This is a genomic window from Psychromonas sp. 14N.309.X.WAT.B.A12, from assembly GCF_030397575.1.
Lineage (GTDB): Bacteria > Pseudomonadota > Gammaproteobacteria > Enterobacterales > Psychromonadaceae > Psychromonas.
This window is the reverse complement of record NZ_JAPNXS010000015.1, coordinates 1-16,804: the sequence shown is the minus strand read 5'-3', so window position 1 is coordinate 16,804 and position 16,804 is coordinate 1. Positions and strand designations below refer to the sequence as shown.

At 38.1% G+C, this 16,804-nt stretch carries 15 protein-coding genes and 1 tRNA gene; 5 read left to right on the top strand and 11 right to left on the bottom strand.

Going from position 1 to position 16,804, the window contains the following annotated elements; genetic code table 11:
- Nucleotides 1-6: 6 nt before the first annotated feature.
- Together OW492_RS15815 and znuC are read right to left on the bottom strand one after the other, a co-directional pair.
- Nucleotides 7-792 carry an iron chelate uptake ABC transporter family permease subunit gene (locus OW492_RS15815; protein ID WP_290041381.1) on the bottom strand — a complete coding sequence of 262 codons (786 nt, stop codon included), beginning with the start codon at nt 790-792 and terminating at the stop codon, nt 7-9.
- Nucleotides 785-1,573, bottom strand: a complete 789-nt coding sequence (gene znuC / locus OW492_RS15810; RefSeq protein WP_290041380.1) for a zinc ABC transporter ATP-binding protein ZnuC — start codon at nt 1,571-1,573, stop codon at nt 785-787. The genes OW492_RS15815 and znuC overlap by 8 nt, the downstream gene beginning before the upstream one ends.
- A 141-nt stretch (nt 1,574-1,714) precedes the next feature.
- On the opposite strand from znuC, the gene OW492_RS15805 reads away from it, so the two are divergent.
- The gene (locus tag OW492_RS15805; protein ID WP_290041379.1) at nt 1,715-2,824 is read left to right on the top strand and encodes a zinc ABC transporter substrate-binding protein; all 1,110 of its coding nucleotides are present in this window, start codon (nt 1,715-1,717) and stop codon (nt 2,822-2,824) included.
- Between the two features lie 268 nt (nt 2,825-3,092).
- On the opposite strand, the gene OW492_RS15800 is transcribed toward OW492_RS15805, so the two are convergent.
- The 5 genes from OW492_RS15800 to OW492_RS15780 all read right to left on the bottom strand — a co-directional run bounded on the left by OW492_RS15800 (nt 3,093) and on the right by OW492_RS15780 (nt 7,119).
- Nucleotides 3,093-3,890: an amino acid ABC transporter ATP-binding protein gene (locus tag OW492_RS15800; RefSeq protein WP_290041378.1), complete on the bottom strand. Its 798-nt coding sequence runs from the start codon at nt 3,888-3,890 to the stop codon at nt 3,093-3,095.
- A gap of 20 nt (nt 3,891-3,910) precedes the next feature.
- Entirely contained in the window at nt 3,911-4,570 is a 660-nt protein-coding gene (locus OW492_RS15795; protein WP_290041377.1) for an amino acid ABC transporter permease, read from the bottom strand.
- An 11-nt stretch (nt 4,571-4,581) separates the two neighbouring features.
- A complete protein-coding gene (locus OW492_RS15790) occupies nt 4,582-5,232 on the bottom strand; it encodes an amino acid ABC transporter permease (protein ID WP_290041375.1) in 651 nt (216 codons plus the stop codon).
- Between the two features lies 1 nt (nt 5,233).
- Nucleotides 5,234-6,184 (bottom strand): agmatinase, encoded by a 951-nt coding sequence (gene speB / locus OW492_RS15785; RefSeq protein ID WP_290041374.1) that lies wholly within the window; start codon nt 6,182-6,184, stop codon nt 5,234-5,236.
- A gap of 80 nt (nt 6,185-6,264) precedes the next feature.
- Entirely contained in the window at nt 6,265-7,119 is an 855-nt protein-coding gene (locus OW492_RS15780; RefSeq protein ID WP_290041373.1) for a transporter substrate-binding domain-containing protein, read from the bottom strand.
- A gap of 355 nt (nt 7,120-7,474) precedes the next feature.
- Here OW492_RS15780 and gcvA point away from each other — a divergent pair, with 355 nt between their 5' ends.
- A complete protein-coding gene (gene gcvA / locus OW492_RS15775; protein WP_290041372.1) occupies nt 7,475-8,413 on the top strand; it encodes a transcriptional regulator GcvA in 939 nt (312 codons plus the stop codon).
- On the opposite strand, the gene OW492_RS15770 is transcribed toward gcvA, so the two are convergent.
- Nucleotides 8,410-10,674: an EAL domain-containing protein gene (locus tag OW492_RS15770; protein ID WP_290041371.1), complete on the bottom strand. Its 2,265-nt coding sequence runs from the start codon at nt 10,672-10,674 to the stop codon at nt 8,410-8,412. The genes gcvA and OW492_RS15770 overlap by 4 nt on opposite strands.
- Nucleotides 10,675-11,156: 482 nt before the next feature.
- Here OW492_RS15770 and OW492_RS15765 point away from each other — a divergent pair, with 482 nt between their 5' ends.
- Nucleotides 11,157-12,329 carry a phosphoglycerate kinase gene (locus OW492_RS15765; RefSeq protein ID WP_290041370.1) on the top strand — a complete coding sequence of 391 codons (1,173 nt, stop codon included), beginning with the start codon at nt 11,157-11,159 and terminating at the stop codon, nt 12,327-12,329.
- A 122-nt stretch (nt 12,330-12,451) separates the two neighbouring features.
- A complete protein-coding gene (fbaA, locus tag OW492_RS15760; RefSeq protein WP_290041368.1) occupies nt 12,452-13,528 on the top strand; it encodes a class II fructose-bisphosphate aldolase in 1,077 nt (358 codons plus the stop codon).
- Between the two features lie 74 nt (nt 13,529-13,602).
- On the opposite strand, the gene OW492_RS15755 is transcribed toward fbaA, so the two are convergent.
- Entirely contained in the window at nt 13,603-14,496 is an 894-nt protein-coding gene (locus OW492_RS15755; RefSeq protein WP_290041366.1) for a fructose bisphosphate aldolase, read from the bottom strand.
- Nucleotides 14,497-14,756: 260 nt separating this feature from the next.
- Between OW492_RS15755 and OW492_RS15750 the strand changes: the two genes are divergently transcribed.
- A complete protein-coding gene (locus OW492_RS15750) occupies nt 14,757-15,446 on the top strand; it encodes an SIMPL domain-containing protein (protein WP_290041365.1) in 690 nt (229 codons plus the stop codon).
- On the opposite strand, the gene OW492_RS15745 is transcribed toward OW492_RS15750, so the two are convergent.
- Together OW492_RS15745 and OW492_RS15740 are read right to left on the bottom strand one after the other, a co-directional pair.
- Nucleotides 15,443-16,252: an S-adenosylmethionine decarboxylase gene (locus OW492_RS15745; RefSeq protein WP_290041363.1), complete on the bottom strand. Its 810-nt coding sequence runs from the start codon at nt 16,250-16,252 to the stop codon at nt 15,443-15,445. The two genes, OW492_RS15750 and OW492_RS15745, sit on opposite strands and share 4 nt — an antisense overlap.
- Nucleotides 16,253-16,727: 475 nt before the next feature.
- Nucleotides 16,728-16,803, bottom strand: a tRNA-Phe gene (locus tag OW492_RS15740).
- Between the last annotated feature and the right edge of the window lies 1 nt (nt 16,804).

The window sequence follows — 16,804 nt, the reverse complement described above, 5'->3', positions numbered from 1 at the left end:
TCTTGCTTAATGTCTTTTCGGTAACAAAATACTACCAATAAATAAGATACAACCGGCGACCACGATAGTAGGGCCTGATGGTGTGTCGTATTGGAATGATCCTAATAAGCCTAAACCGACACTTACAGCTCCAATTAGCATGGCAATTAGTGCCATACTCTCAGGTGTATTAGCAAAGCGTCTAGCGGTTGCTGCTGGAATAATGAGTAGTGCAGTTACTAGTAACATCCCAACCACTTTCATCATAATCGCTACAATTAATGCGATTAAGCCTAAGAATAACCAGTTGATTCGATCAACAGGAATACCTTCCACACGTGCTAAATCTTCATGAATGGTTATCGATAAAAGTGGTTTCCAGATCCAAATTAAACCAAGCAATGCTACCCCGCCTGCACCATAGATCCAAAACAGATCACTGTAGCCAATCGCTAAAATATCACCGAACAGATAACTGACTAAATCGATTCTGACATTGTCCATAAAAGCCAATGCCACTAATCCGAGAGACAATGCGCCATGAGAAAATATTCCCAGTAATGTATCACTGGCTAGTTGGCGTTGATATTGGCTAACAAACAGCAAAATCGCTAACATTTGGCAAATAAGGAAAATACCTAAAGTTAGATTGATATGTAATAGGAAGCCTAAGGCAACACCAAGTAAAGCAGAGTGTGCCAATGTGTCACCAAAATAAGCTAAGCGTCGCCACACTACAAAAGAGCCAAAAGGACCTGCAACTAGTGCGACACCTAATCCGCCTAACAGCGCTCTTAATAAAAAATCATCCATTGTGATTATGTTCCTCATCACCACAGCATTCATGATGGTCATGATCATGCTGATGTTCTTTGTCATGTACGTAAATTGCTAAATGTCGAGCTGCGTATGGCCCAAACAGTGCAGTATAAGCAGGGTCATTCACCACTACTTCTGGGGTACCGCTACAACAAATATGTTTATTTAAACAGAATACTCGGTCCGTAGAAGCCATTACTAAATGTAGGTCATGGGATACCATCAAAATAGCGCAACCTCGTTCAGTACGTACACGACTGATCAAATCATATAATTCAACTTGGCCATGCACATCAACACCTTGAACCGGTTCATCCAATACTAAAATATCTGGGTCACGCATTAATGCTCTGGCCATTAATACGCGCTGTAACTCACCGCCTGATAGGTTTTGTAATGGAGAGTCGATGACATGTTCTGCCCCCACATCATTTAATAAACTTTCGAATGAATGTTTATTGTGAGCTTTAGCTAAGGCTAAAAATCGTCTCACAGTGATTGGAAAGGTTGGGTCAATATGTAGTTTTTGAGGTACATAGCCAATGGTGACGTTCGACGCAACACTCACTGAACCAGACGTTGGCTTTTGTAAACCTAGTGCAACACGTAATAAAGTGGTTTTACCTGCACCGTTAGGCCCAACGACGGTAACGATTTCGCCTCGGTGCAATTCTAAGTCGACGGACTCAAGTAAAGAACGTTCACCTATTGTTAAATTAACATTGGTTAACGTGAGGAGCGGTTGGCTCGTATCCTGTTTTTTTGAGGTTAGCATGTTTTGCAAAATACCATTGTTTAAAGTGTTCCTGATCGGTGTTTTGTCATGATCTAAACAGAGTATGTTTAAGTAGATAGTTGACAATAAAAAATGTTATATTATAACATTAACCATATCAACTATATTAAAGGACTAAACATGAAAAAACTATTATTTATTTGTCTATCTATATTTGTACTGCCATTGCAGACATTGATGGCAGATGAAACGCCTAAAGTGGTTGTTAGTATTAAACCACTTCATTCATTAGTGAGTGCCGTGATGGAAGGCGTGGCAACACCTACCTTGTTAGTCAAAAAAGGTTCTCCTCATGCTTATTCTCTTCGTCCTTCAGAAGCAAGAGCACTCGCGAATGCAGATCTTGTGGTTTGGATTGGTCATGAGATGGAAAGCTTTCTTGAAAAACCATTAGAGACTGTTGCAGATAATGCAATGCAATTAGAATTAGCTGAAGTACTGGAATCATCATTATTAAAGACACGTGATGGTGCTGAGTGGGATGAACATGAGCATCACGATGAACATGGTGATGTTCATGAAGGCCACGATAAAGATCACGAAGGTCATGAAGAGCACGCAGTACATGATGACCACGATGAAGATCACGAAGGTCATGAAGAGCACGCAGCACATGATGACCATGATGAAGATCACGAAGGCCATGAAGAGCATGCTGCACATGATGATCACGAAGGACATGAAGATCATGCTGACCACGAAGAGCATCATCATGGAGTAAACGATATGCACCTTTGGTTAGATCCTAAAATGGCTCAGAGAGTGGTTATTGAGACAGCTAAAGCATTAATTGCAATCGATCCTGCACATGCAGCTCAATACCAAGAAAATGCAACTAAATTAGAAGAAAAACTAGTGTTGTTAGATCAACAGTTAGTACAAAAATTAGCACCAGTTAAAACCGTTCCTTACCTAGCTTTCCACTCTGCATATCAGTACTTTGAAGTTGCTTATGATTTGAATGCAGTAGGTTCTGTAACGATTGATCCAGATAGAAAGCCTGGCGCTAAAGGTATTAGTGAAATCCGTGAACGCGTAAAAAGAACCGGGGCACGAGCTGTATTTAGTGAGCCACAATTTGAATCAAGCCTAGTAGAAACGATTATCGAAGGCTCTGGTGCTAAAACAGGCGTTTTAGATCCATTGGGTTCTGATATTGAGCAAGGTCCAGAAGCTTATTTCATCTTATTGAACAACTTAGCGAACAATTTAGTAACAAGTTTAAAATAAACTAACGATTTAAATTCCTTTAATTAAAAGGCCTAGTATTTCAATTTACTAGGCCTTTTTCTTATTGAGCGACTGCTAACTGACTAGGAGCTGCTGGATATTTTATTTTTATCCATGCCTTGGATATTGAGAAAATAGACTTGGTGATCACTGATGCTAATTTATCTGATAACGCAACATCAGACTTGCAAGAGAAAGGTGTTGAGGTTATCCGCTCTGAGGACTAGTGTATCAATCTAAATAAATCGAATTGATACACTCGTTTCATTTAAACAATTCCACTATTACGCTCTGACCAAGTACTTAGAAAACTTTTTAAGTTATCTGATTTAGGTGCTGTGAATAAGATTTTTGGTGGGCCCTGTTCTTCGATGAAGCCTTTAGCTAAAAACACTACTTTATCTGAGACTTGTGCAGCAAACCCCATCTCATGCGTTACGATAACCATGGTCATGCCATCATTTGCTAAAGACTTCATCACTTTCAATACTTCACCGACTAATTCAGGGTCTAGTGCTGAAGTTGGTTCATCAAAAAGCATTATTTTGGGGTCTGTACCCAATGAGCGTGCTATGGCAACACGTTGTTGTTGCCCTCCTGATAGTTGTCCTGGATAGGCATCAATTTTATGTGCCATATCCACTTTTTCTAACACAGCTATTGCCTTCTCTCGTGCAGCTTGTTTGCCCAGTTTATGCACTCGTAATAAGGGCGACATAACATTATCTAACACATTCATGTGTGGCCACAAATTAAATTGTTGGAATACCATACACACTTCTGATAAATCGTTTTGTGTGATGTGACTAGGTGCTAATTGTAAGTTGCCTTGGGCATCTGAACCATACCCTAATAATTTGCCATTAATTTGCACTTCACCACTGTCGTATTGTTCAAGAAAGTTCATACACCTTAACATAGTACTTTTGCCTGATCCTGACCCGCCAATAATACAAACGACTTGCCCGTAATCAATCTCTAGGTTAATGCCTTTTAAGACTTGGTTTTCACCGTAATGCTTTTTTAAATCAATTAACTTGATTGCTTTATGTGGTTGTTTTTCCATAACTCCTCCAGAGTCTCTAATTAGCTTCGCACTAGGTGAACAGTGGCTCGGTTTTCGCACCATTGACCTATTTTGGCAACCAAGAAAGTAATCGCCCAATAAGCTACCGCTAAAAATAGGTAAGGCTCAATAACACTAAATGTCTGTGTTGACATAGTGACAGCCGCGGTGGTCAGCTCTGGTACGGTGATAATAGAAAGAATCGCTGATTCTTTAATTAAAATAATTGTTTGATTAATGCCAGGAGGAATAATCAACCCTAACATTTGTGGTAATTGAATTGAGACTAAAGTTTGTCGACGTGAGTAACCTAAATCATAGGCTGCTTCAATATGACCTTTGGGGACACTGGCAAAACCAGAACGATATATCTCAGCAAAGTAAGCTGAGCCATATAATCCCAATCCTAAAATACCCACTTGTTCGGCACTCAGTTCAATGCCAACAAATGGACCGCCGTAATACATTAGATAAACTTGTACCAATAAAGGCGTACCACGGAAAATGGTTAAATAAGTGGTGTATAACAAGTCTATAAAAGGAACTGCTAACCGACTGATAAGGTGCAGTATTAACCCTCCAACTAAGGCAATAATGACACCCACAGAACAAACATAAAGAGTGTATATCAACCCTTTTAACAGTATTGGCCAGTAGGTTATAAAGAGGCTTAAATCCATTTTAATATCTCCTAATATGGCGTTAATCGAGCTTCGAGATAGCGGCCGAGCACACTAATACAAGAAGTCAGTAATAAGTACAGCAATCCTGCACTCACAAAGAACTCAATGGGACGATAGGTGGTAGATGAATAAGTTTGAGTGATACGCATTAAGTCAGTAACAGCAATGGTTGAAATTAATGCTGAATTTTTAATGATATCTATCGTCTCATTGGTTAAAGAGGGCAGAGTATTTCTTAATACCTGTGGTAGCTCGATATAGCGAAAACATTGCCAAGCACTATAACCATAACTCCAGGCTGTCTCTTTTTGACCATTCGGGATCACTTGAAAGCCACCACGTAATATTTCAGCTTGAAAGGCCGCTGTATTTAACGAAAGTGCAATGATCGCTGCTGCGATAGGCGGTATATTGATGCCCCAATAGGGCAAAAAATAAAAAACAATAGCTAATTGAACGAGTAAGGGGGCACCACGCACGGCACTAATATAAAAACGACAGCAGTATTGAATAACAGAGTGGGAAGATAATCTCCCCAAACACAGCACAATACCTAACACAAAACCGATTAGAATAGATAAAAGAGAGATCCAAGCTGTTGTCCATAAACCATTTAATAATGAGTCGCTATATTTTAAAACAACGCTGAAATCGAACATATCAATCTCCTAAAGGCTGACGTTTAGCAAGTGATTCCGCGGCCACACATAATATTTCATACATCATAGTGGCACCGACTAATGCTGTTGCCCCTGAAGGATCGAAGGGAGGAGCCACTTCAACCACGTCTCCGCCTATAATGTTTAAACCAGATAAACCACGAATCATTTGCAATGCTTCAAAAGTGGTAAAACCACCCACTTCAGGTGTACCTGTGCCTACAGCAAAAGCTGGATCTAAACCATCGACATCAAAGGTGACATAGGCTGGTGTATCACCTACTAATTTGTGTACTTCTGCTAAAATTCCTTCAACGCCTAACTTATAAAACTCATCCATATAGATAACGCGCATACCACTGTCATGGCTAAACTTCCAAATATCTTTATGATTTACTGAACCTCTAATACCAATTTGAATAGTTTTTTTAGGATCAATTAAACCTTCTTCAGCAGCGACTCTGAAAGGAGAGCCATGGTGAAATTTTGACCCTAAATAATGACCGCCCGTATCACAGTGAGCATCAAAATGAACCAATGCAACCGGGCCATCTTTAGCTAGTGCTCTGAGAATGGGGAGCGATATGGAATGATCACCGCCTGCAGAAATAGGCAGGATACCAGCACCGACAATATCGTTAAAAAAGGCTTCGATAGAACGATGGCTTTTTTCCAGTTCAAAAGGACTCTCTGGCAATGCATCACCTACATCTGCGACTTTACATAGCGTAAAAGGATCAATTCCCGTACTTTGGTTGACCGAGCGCATTAAGCTAGATTGATTACGAATCTCTCTGGGGCCATGGCGTGTTCCAGTTCGGTTGGTTACACCACCGTCAAAAGGCACACCAATCAAGCCTATTTCCACATTATTTAATTGTGGTTGATAAGGACAGCGCATAAAGGTGGCAATACCGCTATAACGAGGTAATTGTTGGGGATCTTGAGTCATATTTCTTCCTAAATAATCACGTTATTTTTGATGTGTTAGTTAATAAAATGGAGATAAAGGGTTAGTTACCCTTATTTATATTAGTGTTGGGGAGTAGGTAGCTCGCCAACTGGTAAGTCCATAGTGAAACCAAACCACTTTTGTTGTAATTCAGCTAACTTTCCACTTTTTTGTAACTTCTCGATGCCATCACTAAAAAATTGTACTAAAGAAGTTGAATCTGCATCCTTTCTGCCTACCCACCCATAGTAAGTTTCTGGGCCAAAAGCAGGTTGTACAATTTCAAATATATCAGGACGTTGTTTTACGATTGGTGCTAGGTTGGGTAAAGCTTGTGGCACAATATCAATGCGTCTTGATGCTAATGCTGCATAGGCTTCGTTGTAATCAGTAAAGTGTTTAATAGATTTGTAACCTTCTCCTTGCGGTAGCAATACTTCTTTTTCGAAGTTTTCAATCACTGTAAGTTGTGAAGATCCTGCTTGTGTACCGATACGCATACCACCCATATCTTCGGGTTTGGTAATGCGGTCATCGCCTTTACGTTTTAGAATAGCGATAGCGGCTGTAGAAATTGGGTAAGAGAAGGCATATTTATCCATACGCTTTTGGGTAATAGTGAGTGAAGTGGCAACAAAGTCATAACGTTTAGCACTTAACCCAGCCAAAATACCTTGAAAGGGCAAATCTAATTGGGTTAATTTAACTCCTGGTAAATCTTTTAATATCTCATCAAGAATGTCTTTTCCATAACCAACAATTTTACCATCTTCTAACATCTCAAATGGTGCGTAGCGGGCTTCAGTCGCAATGACTATCTCACCTTTTTGCTTAATATCATCAAGTAAGTCCGCTTGTGCTATTTGAGTGAAAGTAGCACACAGTAAACTCGCAGTGAGTAATGTTTTCTTTAACGGTAGTAGTAGAGTTTTCATAACGATTATCCTTGATCATTAAGTGAATTAAGAGCTAAGTGAGCGAACAGCTTGAGTATTATATTGCTTGAATAATGAGCTATCTGACAAACGATGATTTCTAATCACTATCCATAAGTATTTGTAATGCTATATTTTGGTGCGAATGATGCGCGCAAGAGGCGCTAAGGGAATGTTCTTCAAAAAACAAAGTGTTTAAAGCCTCCCGTGCCTAGTGTTATTTAAAGTCTTTAGCACCACCGCTTGAATTTGATTTTTATTATTCTTATGCATTGCTTTTTATGGCTTGGCGTAAAATTTGCTTTTACTATGTTGTCTGTCTGGATTTATGGAAAATGTGTAATAAGGGATTAACTTGGGGACTCGTTTACCGCCATTGGAAGCATTACGCTATTTTGAGTGTGCTGCCCGCCATTTAAATTTTACTGCTGCAGCGAAAGAGTTATGTGTTTCTCAAAGTGCGGTAAGCCAAAAAATAATCTTACTGGAAGCGCATCTACAGTATAAGGTTTTTGACCGAAAGCCACGGCAACTACATTTAACTGAAAATGGCGAAGAGTTATTTAAATCAGTGCATCAGGCGTTAAATCAGATACGTGACACAGTCAATCATATTGAGTCTCATAAACAGGTCAGGCAGTTAGAAGTATACTCTATGCCTGCTTTTGCTAGCCGTTGGCTAATGCCTTGTATTCATGAATTTTATGATGCTCATCCTAATATTGATTTGAATCTTGCTGCTAATTTTGCTGAGCCTATATATCGTAATGAAGAGGTGGATATTGGTATTTGCCATGGTAAATGCGATCAAACAGATATGCAGCAAGAGCTACTATTTAGAGATTATATTTACCCCGTTGCTAGTCCTGAATTATTAAAAAAGATCACGTTAAATACACCGGAAGATTTAAATAAAACCACTTTATTACATGATTCATTACCGAATGCTAAGTTTGGCACCTCTTGGTCGCGTTGGTTGTCAGAGCTAAATATTGAAGGGATTAGTTGTAATAGTGGTTATAGTTTTAATCAAGTGGATTTGATTGTACAAGCTGCGTTAAATGGACAAGGTGTTGCATTAGGGCGTCATGCCTTAGTGGCGAAAGAGATTGAGAATGGTCGACTTGTGCCGTTATTTGGCCACTCAGTAGAGGATGGAGGTATTTATGTTATGTATCTGAAAAAGTTAGCAGATAGGCCGCAAGTCTCTGATTTTATAAGCTGGATAAAAGGGCAATCTGTCACTTTTGAGCAACAGTTTAATGTTAATAAACTATTGCACCGTTCACGCTAGTGTCGTTTTCGGATGGTGTTAACATACACTTCTAGCTCTTCAATGTTTAATGGCTTTGATATGTAATAACCTTGAAAAAGATCACAACCATATTTAGATAAGATTTTTGCATGCTCTAATGTTTCAATTCCTTCTGCTAATACTCGCATATTCAAGTTTTTACCCATACTGATAATACTTTTTACCATCGCCTTATCCACGTTATTTTCAGTGATATGGTCTACGAAGCTTTTATCTATTTTTAGTTCATCAATTGGCGCTTCACGGAGCATGCTTAATGAAGAGTAGCCGGTACCAAAGTCATCAAGAGCAAGAGAGATTTGGTGTTGTTTCATTTTTTCAAATACTGGTAATAATACGTCCACGCTTTCTATAAACAGGCTTTCTGTGATTTCGATGGTTAACGGTAAGCTTTTATCTCCAAAGTCTTCGATACTTTGTGTTAATACATCAAAGAAGTTGAGCTGAATAAACTGCTTAACCGATACATTAATTGCTAATGAAAAACGTGTGTTTAATTTTTTTTGTAATGCAGTTATTTCATACATGGATTTATTTAAAATATATTGGCCAAGCTTAGGCATTAAACCTGTTTGCTCAGCAATTGGGATGAATACTTCTGGAGGGATAAAGCCAAGATCGCTACTTTGCCAACGCACTAAAGCTTCGACACCACATAGTTTAGATTGGCTGTTTAATTGTGGCTGATAAGCAAGACTAATTTCATTATTTTCAATTGCATGGTGTAAGGCTTGTTCTATTTTTGCTTGCTTCAATAACTGTTGATGCACCTCTTGCGAGAAGAATATATATTGGTTTTTGGTACTTTTTGCCATCGCCATGCTGTTTTCGGCATAACTAATTAAGGTATCTAAACTTTTAGCATCATTAGGGTAACGAGTAATACCAATAGAGCTAGTAATATAAAAGGAGTTATTATTAATAGAGTAGGGTTTGGCCATATTACGTAAAAGTAGCTTGGCAAAGCCTCGGATCACATCTTCGTTATTATTTTCTAATAGTAAAACAAATTCATCACCACTGTAGCGTACTAAATTACCTGGGATAGTTCTCAGGCTCTCTTGTATTTTACGGCTCACCTCTTGCAATAAAATATCGCCATATTTGTGACCAAATGAATCATTTATATTTTTGAAGTTATCTAGGTCAATATATAAAAGTGAAAAGGGTTGTTGATGTCTTTTGAGTCGCCCCACTAACCTTCCTAATACCGTTCGATTAAAGCAGCCGGTTAAATCATCATGTTCGGTGATATAAGTGAGCGCGGTTAATTTACTTTTTTCAGTGTTTAATATCCATTTAAAGAGTAAGAAAGTGAGGGAGAGGAATAATAGATATAGCGCAAAATAATAGATGGCCGTATATAACAAAGGCTGGTTGATATCGCTCAATGGACGACTAGTATGCACCCAAAATTTATATTTACTGTCATAGCTTAAACTATGTAGTAGTGGAATATCACTGGGGGACATCATCACTTGTGCGACGGCATTATTCGCTCTTAATTTGTTAAAACTGAGATTCTGTGCTTTTAGTGCCGTTTCCGTTTCTGTAATTTGCTCTTCAGTGAGTGGGTGGGCAAAGGTTGCATTGTATCTTTCTGGTGGCATTCCGGTATGTAAGAATTGATAAAAATTATGGTCGAGAGTCAACATGATGCTATTGCCAAAAGCTTGCGCATGTGACCATTTATTCTTTAAGTTATCTAAGATAATCGCTGATGCAATAAACCCCCTTACTTCACCGTTATTGTCCAGTAAGGTTTTGCGGATTGGAATAATCCATTTGTTAGTCACTGGCGATAGGATGGCACTGCTTATCATCAACCTGTCTTTTTCTAAGCTGCCGTGGAAACCATTATCGAAATAATCACTGGAGCGTGTTTTATATAAGCTGTCGGGGAGATTGTCGCTTTTAGCTAATAAGGTGCCATCAAGGTTAAAGATAACAAAGCCAATTAATAGTTCTGATTTTTGTAAAATCCGTTCTAGAATAAATTGATTAAAATGCTCGTCTTCAGTGAAGTCTTCATTGATCAAATCGAGCATAGTTTCATAGTGAGTAAGGATCCCATGAATATCTGATTTAACGATTTTAGTGACGTAGAATTGCTCATCTTGCCTTTTAGACAGTAATTCATCATAACGCGCATTAATACTGGTGATCAGCAATAAACTACTGATAGCAATCAAGCAGTAATAGATTAACCAGGTGTTTTTATTTAACGAAAAAATTTTCAATACAAGTACTCTTGTTTATCTTAATTTTATTGATAACAGAATAAAACTAAGAGAATAAATTCGTTTATATTGTTTTATACCGATTCCATCATTTAGCTGAGTGTTTTCCGCGTAAATTTATTAATCATAATCAATGAAATAGTTATTAGGCTAACGTAAATCGCCTGTTTTGTAAGATCAAATTATTAGTCTATTTCACATTATTAACAATAAAAAATAAGTATAGCTTTGTTTTAATGAGCGATTGATTAAAAAAAGCGTGATATATAATGATGCAAATCAAACCATTACCCTTGATTAAAAAGGTAAATTACACTGCAATGTTATTTGTGATCGATGTAACAAACAGTTTGGTTTATAATGCGCTCGGTATTAAAGGAAAGCTCGATGATATTACACTGTAGAAGGGTGTAAATACTGAGCCTATAAACATGTAGACAGAAATAAGAATTCTATAGTTTTTAAAAATGAGAGGACACATCATGTCAGTAAAAAAAATGGTTGATCTAGATTTAGCCGGTAAACGAGTATTTATCCGTCAAGATCTTAATGTTCCAATTAAGGATGGCAAAGTTACATCTGATGCGCGTATTCGTGCTTCTATTCCAACAATTAAATTAGCACTAGAAAAAGGTGCTAAGTTGATGATCACGTCGCACTTAGGTCGTCCTACTGAAGGCGCTTCTGCAGAAGAAAATGCAGCGTTCTCTCTACAACCTGTTGTTGATTACTTAAATGAAGCTCTAGATGTACCTGTTCGCCTAGCAACTGACTACCTAAACGGTTTAGAAGTAAATGCTGGTGAAGTAGTAGTACTTGAAAACGTTCGCTTTAACAAAGGTGAAAAGAAAAACGACGAAACATTATCTAAGCAGTTAGCAGCATTATGTGATGTTTACGTAATGGATGCATTTGGTACAGCTCACCGTGCTCAATCTTCTACTAACGGTGCTGGCCTATTTGCTCCTGTAGCATGTGCTGGTCCACTTTTAGCTGCTGAATTAGAAGCACTAGGCAAAGCGATGGATAATCCAGCTCGCCCACTAGTTGCTATTGTTGGTGGTTCTAAAGTATCTACTAAATTAACTGTATTAGAGTCTCTATCTAAAATTGCTGACCAACTAGTTGTTGGTGGTGGTATTGCTAATACATTTATCGCAGCACAAGGTCACAATGTTGGTAAATCATTATATGAAGCAGATTTAGTTGATACAGCTAAAAAGCTAATGGTTGACTGTGCAATTCCTGTTGCAACTGATGTTGCATGTGCAAAAGCATTTGATGAAAATGCTGAAGCTGAAATTAAAAACGTTGCAGATGTGCAAGATGACGACATGATCTTCGATCTAGGTCCTGAATCAACAGCAGCATTAGCAACTATCCTAAAAGAAGCAAAAACAATTCTTTGGAATGGTCCTGTTGGCGTATTTGAGTTTAAAAACTTTGAAGCAGGTACTGCAGGTATCTCTAAAGCAATCGCTGAATCAGACGCATTCTCTGTTGCTGGTGGCGGTGACACACTTGCTGCGATTGATAAATTTAATATCACAGCAGATGTATCTTACATCTCAACGGGTGGCGGTGCTTTCCTTGAGTTTGTTGAAGGTAAAGAGTTACCAGCTGTAGCAATGTTAGAGCTACGTGCCAACGATTAATCAAATGTTTATAGTGAGATCTTGATCTCGCTTTTTAATGCGTATTCTTTGTGCCATAATTGCCACATTAATACGCAGAATTAAACTTATTCAAATTACAAACAATAGATAGGATATATCTCATGACTAAGATTTTAGACGTTGTACAACCTGGTGTTATCACTGGTGATGATGTTCAAAAAGTTTTTGCAGTAGCAAAAGAACATAAATTTGCACTACCAGCGGTAAACGTTGTTGGTTCTGACTCAATCAATGCTGTACTTGAAGCTGCTGCTAAAGTTAAAGCACCAGTTGTAATCCAGTTCTCTAACGGCGGTGCTGTATTTAACGCTGGTAAAGGTCTTAAACTTGAAGGTCAAGAAGCTGCAATCTTAGGTGCTGTTTCTGGTGCTAAGCACGTTCACGCAATGGCTGCTGCTTACGGTGTTCCAGTTATTTTACATACTGACCATGCTGCTAAAAAATTACTACCATGGATTGACGGACTACTAGACGCTTCTGAAGCTCACTTCGCAGAAACTGGTAAGCCACTATTCTCTTCACACATGATCGATCTTTCTGAAGAGCCACTAGAAGAAAACATTGAAATCTGTGCTAAATACCTAGCTCGTATGGAAAAAATGGGTATGACGCTAGAAATCGAATTAGGTTGTACTGGTGGTGAAGAAGACGGTGTTGATAACTCTGATATGGATGAGTCTTTACTTTACACTCAACCATCTGAAGTTGATTACGCATACGTTGAACTATCAAAAATCAGCCCACGTTTTACTATCGCTGCTTCTTTCGGTAACGTACACGGTGTATACAAGCCAGGTAACGTTAAACTGACTCCAACAATCCTACGTGATTCACAAGCATACGTTTCTGAAAAGCACGGCATTGCTGCTGACGCACTAAACTTCGTATTCCACGGTGGTTCTGGTTCTTCTGAAGCAGAAATCCAAGAGTCTATCGGTTACGGTGTTATCAAAATGAACATCGATACAGATACACAGTGGGCATGTTGGGATGGCGTTCGTGTTTACGAAGCTGCTAACCGCGATTTCTTACAAGGTCAAATTGGTAACCCAACTGGTCCTGACGCACCTAACAAAAAATACTACGATCCACGTGTTTGGTTACGCGCAGGTCAAGCATCAATGGTAACTCGTCTAGAGAAAGCATTTGCTGACCTTAACGCTGTAGACGTACTATAATTTTACTGACTTTTCAGTAGAATAAAGAGCCAGCTTAATCGCTGGCTTTTTTATACCCAAAATTTAATCTCTCATTAAGTTTTTGATGCTTCATAGATTGGGGCTATCGTTGCTGCCAATGCAGCATTAAACTCTGCATCAGGTTGCCCGTTATAAAGATTATCGGTTAATACACGAGAGAAGCTCGCTATCACACCTTTATTATCCGTTAAACGACGGTTAGCTTCTGCGATAGGATAACCACCTGATAACGCCACTACTTTGACTACATTCGGGTGACTGATACAACTATCATAAAAGTTTGCAGACTCAGGTAATGAGATTTTCAGCATGACTAATTCATTAGCATCAAGTAAATCTAGCTGTTTTAATAATTGCTCTTTTAATAAGGCTTCAGCGGCTGCTTTTTCTGGGCTATTAATATCAACTTCTGGCTCGATTATGGGCACTAATCCTGCGGCACAGATTTGTTTAGCGACTTTAAACTGTTGTTTAACCAATGCTTCTATTCCTTCTGCATTAGCGAGTTTAATAACAGAACGCATTTTTGTACCAAATACATCTTTTGCTTTAGCTTTTTTTAATAACTCATCTAATCCAGGGATTGGTTTCATTAATTGCACGCCATTTGCTTCTGCTTCTAGCCCTTTGTCGACTTTAAGAAACGGCACTATGTTTTTTTCTTCCCATAAATATAATGATGAGGCTTTGCCTTCAATGTCACGATCTAATGTATTTTCAAATAAGATAGACCCTAATACTCGGTCACCTGTAAAAGAAGGGCTGGTGATAATGCGAGAGCGCATGGCATGGACCAAATCAAACATTTCTTGATCACTAGTATACGCATCTTCATTTATGCCGTAAGTCTTAAGTGCAGTGGGCGTACTACCCCCACTTTGATCAAGCGCGGCGATAAAGCCTAACTCTTCTTTAAATCTATTAAGCTGTTTTTCAAATATTTGCATAATTATCTCCAACAAGTTGAATAGTACATATCAACATACATTCCTTGTGTGTTAATGCAAGTAATTCTCATTAACTTAATTTTTTGGTAGGTAATTGACAATGATAAAATAATTTAAAATCAGCAAGTTAAATTACTGGATTAAGATTGAGTAATTAAAATATTTTCTTTTCTATTTTTGTAAAAAAAAGATGAACTTTCACGGTCTCAATGGGTCGATTAATTATTACTATATTCCTTTATTCTTAATTCGAGAGTCCCATGAAAAAATCAAATCTTGCGTTGTTGATCTGCCTACTTACCCCTTTTTCTTGGGCTAACGCTAATAGTTTACCTGCTCAGCCTCATATCTCCGTATCAGGTCAAGCAAAGTTAGAAGTGAAACCTGATACCGTTAACATTAAGTTTCAATCTATTGCTGTAGAAAATGATAGTGATAACGCTAAGCAAGTTGTTGATAAACAAGTTGATAATATATTAATTGCTTTAAAAGAGGGGGGGTTCTCTCAAGCGCTATTAAAACGTGCTGATATTCAAATTCGTCCTGAATTTGAATACATCGAAAAGCAGCGAACACAAATTGGTGTGAAAGCTATTCGTAACCTTAGTTATCAGTTAGATGATGTCACTAAAGTAAATCAGTTTTTACAGGTGTTAGTGAAAAGTGATATCTCTAATATTGGACAAATTAACTACGCTTTAAAAGACCCAAAACAATGGCAAGAAAAAGCACGTAACTTAGCGGTGCAAGACTCAATTGATAAAGCTAAAGGGTTAGCGAATAACTATCAAGCAACGCTAGGCGATATCTTCTCTATCAACTACCAAGCTAGTAGTGCTCGTCCTGTTTTGATGCGAGCAATGGAAAGTGACCAAATACCTTCAAGTTACCAAAATAATCAAATTACTATTACAGACAGTGTTGATGCCGTGTTCTTATTAGAGCCTTAACAAGTAATGAGTTTTAACTGTTTATTGTCAGACTGGAAATGAACTCGTTTAACGCTAAGTGGTAAAAAAAGCGTCACCAAGTAAGCGATAAAAGGGGCGCTTTGTGTTTCAGATAAACTGGTTTCAATACTCAAATAGGTACTTAGCTTTTCTGGCGTTAAGTGGATAGTTAGGTAATCTTGCTGGCTAATTGCATTTAATGAATAACCTTTAGGTTTAAAGCTGAAATGATCAATCATAAAATCATTAAAAAATTCCGACAACCTTAACTTCTTCAAAATAGACGTTTTATCTATATGCTGACTTTGTAAATTCTCTGCAAACTCGCCACGTAAGCCATGTAGCATATAAATACCCTGGGTGGAGATAGTTTGTGTTGATATTTCGCCAAACACAAAGAGATCACCTTGATAATCTTCCCTCCAGTGCAACTGCTGGCCATTAAACTGCTTTTCTAGCAATATCCTATCTTGCTGAAAGTTTGTTGGCTGTAATTGCGGTTTAAGCGCTTGATGGCGTTGAAAGATAAGTGTCTTTATTTTCTCTTTACTCAATTGTTGCTGAATAAATAAAGCTGCTTTGACTAATTGCGTATTACCGCAGGTGATGAGTAGTAGTTTATCTTCCCAGATAAATAAACTGGATTCAGATAATAGAAAGGCTGTAAGCTGTGTATTGTTGATACTAGAGATAATTTCAGCACCGGCATAAGAGACTAAATCATGCCAAAAACTTTGCTCAAACGTTAGAAGGTTGAGATCTTTAGTGCAAATGAATAATCGTTTTTCAGTACCTTCGTAAAACACTCAATAAACCTTATAACCAAAATAAATGATGAGCTTACCTGTTAGTTTGCCGTAAGGCTAAAATTTTATGTCGATATTTCAAAGAGAATGGTTATACCTAGCTGGTTAATTAACGGTTCTATTCAGGTGTAGGAAAAGTGAATGAAAGAAGCGTACTAGTTGCAGTAGCTAGTTATTCTAATGACAAAACCAAAATTTTTTTTAGCAAGCATCAATGAATAAATCATTATCGAAATTGCTATTTACAAGGAAAGCAAAATCAAAGAAAGCAGGATAAATCCAGCGCCAAGGTCAAAAACATTGAATTTGGGTTATCAGTTATCTTAAGTAAGGAAACAAAAAACACAACTAAAAAATAGTTGTGGTTTGAACGGAGGTGCTTCGTCTCGCTGGTTTTTAAACAAAGTGTTAACCAAGGACATTTCGAGCAGATACAAAAAAGCCACAACTAAATGAGTAGTTGTGGCTTAAATGATGGTGCTTCGTCTCGGAATTGAACCAAGGACACGAGGATTTTCAATCCTCTGCTCTACCGACTGAGCTAACGAAGCA

Bases quoted from the DNA above. Each gene is read 5' to 3' on its own strand.
- znuC (WP_290041380.1), bottom strand. From the start codon at position 1,573: ATGCTAACCTCAAAAAAACAGGATACGAGCCAACCGCTCCTCACGTTA.
- OW492_RS15765 (WP_290041370.1), top strand. From the start codon at position 11,157: ATGTCAGTAAAAAAAATGGTTGATCTAGATTTAGCCGGTAAACGAGTA.
- OW492_RS15750 (WP_290041365.1), top strand. From the start codon at position 14,757: ATGAAAAAATCAAATCTTGCGTTGTTGATCTGCCTACTTACCCCTTTT.
- OW492_RS15755 (WP_290041366.1), bottom strand. From the start codon at position 14,496: ATGCAAATATTTGAAAAACAGCTTAATAGATTTAAAGAAGAGTTAGGC.
- OW492_RS15805 (WP_290041379.1), top strand. From the start codon at position 1,715: ATGAAAAAACTATTATTTATTTGTCTATCTATATTTGTACTGCCATTG.
- fbaA (WP_290041368.1), top strand. From the start codon at position 12,452: ATGACTAAGATTTTAGACGTTGTACAACCTGGTGTTATCACTGGTGAT.
- OW492_RS15790 (WP_290041375.1), bottom strand. From the start codon at position 5,232: ATGTTCGATTTCAGCGTTGTTTTAAAATATAGCGACTCATTATTAAAT.
- OW492_RS15815 (WP_290041381.1), bottom strand. From the start codon at position 792: ATGGATGATTTTTTATTAAGAGCGCTGTTAGGCGGATTAGGTGTCGCA.
- speB (WP_290041374.1), bottom strand. From the start codon at position 6,184: ATGACTCAAGATCCCCAACAATTACCTCGTTATAGCGGTATTGCCACC.
- OW492_RS15800 (WP_290041378.1), bottom strand. From the start codon at position 3,890: ATGGAAAAACAACCACATAAAGCAATCAAGTTAATTGATTTAAAAAAG.
- OW492_RS15780 (WP_290041373.1), bottom strand. From the start codon at position 7,119: ATGAAAACTCTACTACTACCGTTAAAGAAAACATTACTCACTGCGAGT.
- OW492_RS15795 (WP_290041377.1), bottom strand. From the start codon at position 4,570: ATGGATTTAAGCCTCTTTATAACCTACTGGCCAATACTGTTAAAAGGG.